At 71.2% G+C, this 3,172-nt stretch carries 1 protein-coding gene; it reads right to left on the bottom strand.

All coding sequences use genetic code 11. The annotated features are described in order from the left end of the window. A partial coding sequence (locus AB0G02_RS32850) for an amino acid adenylation domain-containing protein (RefSeq protein WP_360802023.1) occupies positions 1 to 3,162 on the bottom strand: 3,162 nt, incomplete at its 3' end. Positions 3,163 to 3,172: the final 10 nt, after the last annotated feature.

Raw genomic sequence — 3,172 nt, 5'->3', positions numbered from 1 at the left:
GTCCTCACCCGCACCCAACTTGGTCAGCAAAGCGGCCAACCCCGCCTGCAACACCATGAACACACTCGCCCCGCAACGACGGGCCAGCACCGCCAGGTCGCGGTGCAGTGCCGCGTCGAGGTGCACCGGCACGCCGTCACCGCGGTAGGAGTTGACGGCCGGGCGAGGGCGGTCGGTGGGCAGGTCCAACTGGTCCGGCAACCCGGCCAGCGCCTCGGCCCAGTAGGCCGTCTGCTCCGCGACCAGGCTGTCCTCGTCCGCCCGGTCACCCAGCAGGTTCCGCTGCCACACCGTGTAGTCCGCGTACTGCACCGGGAGCGGCGACCAGTTCGGCGCCCGATCTTCGCGACGAGCGGCATAGGCGGTGGTCAGGTCGTGCGACAACGGGTACATCGACCAGCCGTCGGCGGCGATGTGGTGCACCACCAGCAACAACACGTGCTCATCCGCGGCCAGCTCGAACAACGTCGTCCGGATCGGCGGCTCCGTCACCAGGTCGAACTGGTACCGCGCCGCGCTCTCCACCGCCGTCGACAGCTCGGACCCGTCGATCCGGGTGATCACCAGCGAGGGGACGGTGTCGACGACCTGTTGGCGGGCGACCCCGTCCAGCTGGGGGAACACGGTGCGGAGGCTTTCGTGACGCGTCACCACATCAGCGAGCGCGGCACGCAACGCGTCGCGGTCCAGCCGGCCGGACAGGCGCAGGGTGAGGGCGATGTTCTGGCTGACGCCCTCCAACTGGTGCAGGAACCAGAGTCGGTGCTGGGCGAAGGACAACGGCATGACGTCCGGGCGCTTCCCCGCGGTCAACGACAGCCGGGCCGCGTGCGCGCCCCGCACCAGTCCCGCCACACCCGCGACCGTCGGGTTGTCGAACAGCGCGCGCAGGCCCACCTCCACGCCCAGGGTCGCCCGGATGCGGGCGGTCAACCGCGTCGCCAGCAGGGAATGCCCGCCCAGCGCGAAGAAGTCGTCGTCGACACCGATGTGGGCGACCTTCAGCACCTCGGCGAACAGCCCGCAGAGCAGTTCCTCCTGCGGGGTGCGCGGCGCACGGCCACGCACCGCGGTCGGCTCCGGCACGGGGAGGGCGGCCCGGTCCAGCTTGCCGTTCACCGTGAGCGGCAGGCGTTCGAGCGGCACGAACACCGACGGCACCATGAACTGCGGCAGCCGGTCGCGGACGAAGTCGGCCAGCACCTCCGTTCGTTCCGCCGTCACGACGTAGGCCACCAGCCGGTCCTCGCGGGCCAGCACGGCGACCTGGTCCACGTCGGGATGAGCGCGCAGCACCGACTCGATCTCGCCCAGCTCGACCCGGAACCCCCGCACCTTCACCTGGTGGTCGACCCGGCCGACGAACTGCAGCTCACCGTCGTGCCAGCGGCCGAGGTCCCCGGTCCGGTACATCCGGCTCCCGGCCGGCCCGTGGGGATCGGCCACGTACCGCTGGGCCGTCAGCCCCGGCCGGCGCAGGTAGCCGCGGGACAGGGACAGACCGCTGATGTACAGCTCCCCCACCACACCCGGCGGCACCGGCCGCAACGCGGAGTCCAGCACGTGCACCCGGGAGTTGGGCATGGGCCGGCCGATCGGCGCCGGCTGCGGGCAGTCGAGGTCCTCGGGCACCAGGTAGGTGGTGATGACGTGCGTCTCGGACGGCCCGTAGTGGTTGTGCAGCCGCCGGCCGGGGGCCCGGCGGAAGAACTCGCGCACCTCGCCGTCCAGGACCAGTGGCTCCCCGCCCTGCGCGATGTCCAGCAGTCGGGGCAGGCTCCGACCCTGTTCGTTGGCGGCTTGCGCGAGGCCGCGCACCACGAGGTTCGGTGCGAACAGCTCCGTGACCTCGTGCCGGTCCAGCCACTCGGCCAGCAGGGCGGAGTCGTGCCGCACCTCGTCGGTCGGCACCACCAGCGTCTTCCCGTACATCAGGGTGGACAGGACTTCCTGCACCGACACGTCGAAGCTGAGCGCGGTGAACTGCGCGGTGCGTGCCCCGGGGCCGCCGGGGAAGGCCGTGCGGTGCCACAGCAGGAGGTTCAGCAGGCCACCGGCGGACATGACCACGGCCTTGGGGGTGCCGGTGGAACCGGAGGTGTAGATCACGTACGCCGCGTTCGCGGGATCCGCTCGCGGACCGGGATCGGTCTCCGGGCCGGAGCCGATCTCCGCGGCGGTCACCGGATCGTCCACCACCAGCCGGGGCACGTCCGCGGGCGCGAACCCGGTGTGGGTCAACAACAGGGACGGCCGGGCATCGCGGAGCATGAACGAGATCCGCTCGGCCGGGTACTCCGGATCCACCGGCAGGCAGGCGGCGCCGGTTTTGAACACGGCCAGCAGCGCCACGATCATCTCGGCCGACCGGGGCAGCGCCAGCGCCACGATGTGCTCGGGGCCGACGCCGCGGTCGGTCAGGGCGCGCGCCAACTGGTTGGCCCGGGCGTTGAGCTGGGCGTAGGTGACCGTGGTCTGCTCGAACACCACGGCGGGCGCGTCCGGTGTGGCCCGCACCTGTGCCTCGAACATCTCCGGCAGGCTGGTCACCGGAACCGGGGCCGCGGTGTCGTTGTAGGCGTGCAACCGGTGCCGTTCGTCGGCGGTGAGCACGTTGACCCGGCTGATCGGGGATTCGGGGTCCACGACCGCGGTTTCCAACAGGTGCACCCAGCGGGCCACGAAGGCCTCGACGGTGGCCGGGTCGAACAGGTCGGTGGCGTACTCCAAAACCCCGCCGATGCCCGCGGCGGCGCCGCCGGGCCCGCGCCGTTCGGTGAGGTCGAACGACAGGTCGAACTTGGCGGTGGTCGTGGGGGTGGACACGAACTCGACGTCCAGGCCGGGCAGGGTGAAATCGGTCTGCGGGGCGTTGTGCAGCGCCAACATGACCTGGAAGAGCGGGTGCCGGGACAGGGAGCGGGTCGGGTTGAGGACTTCCACCAGGTACTCGAACGGCACGTCCTGGTGGGCGTAGGCGCCCAGGGCCGTCTCCCGGACCCGCTTGACCAGGTCGCTGAAGGTGGGATCACCGGAGGTGTCGGTGCGCAGCACCAGGGTGTTGACGAAGAACCCGACCAGGTCGTCCAGCGCCTGATCCGTACGACCGGCGATCGGACTCCCCACCGGGACGTCCTCACCCGCACCCAGCTTGGTCAGCAAAGCGGCCAAC

The sequence above is a fragment of the Actinosynnema sp. NPDC023658 genome, assembly GCF_040639995.1.
GTDB lineage: Bacteria > Actinomycetota > Actinomycetes > Mycobacteriales > Pseudonocardiaceae > Actinosynnema.
The sequence above is the reverse complement of the archived record's forward strand: the minus strand, read 5'-3'. Positions and strand labels throughout refer to the sequence as shown.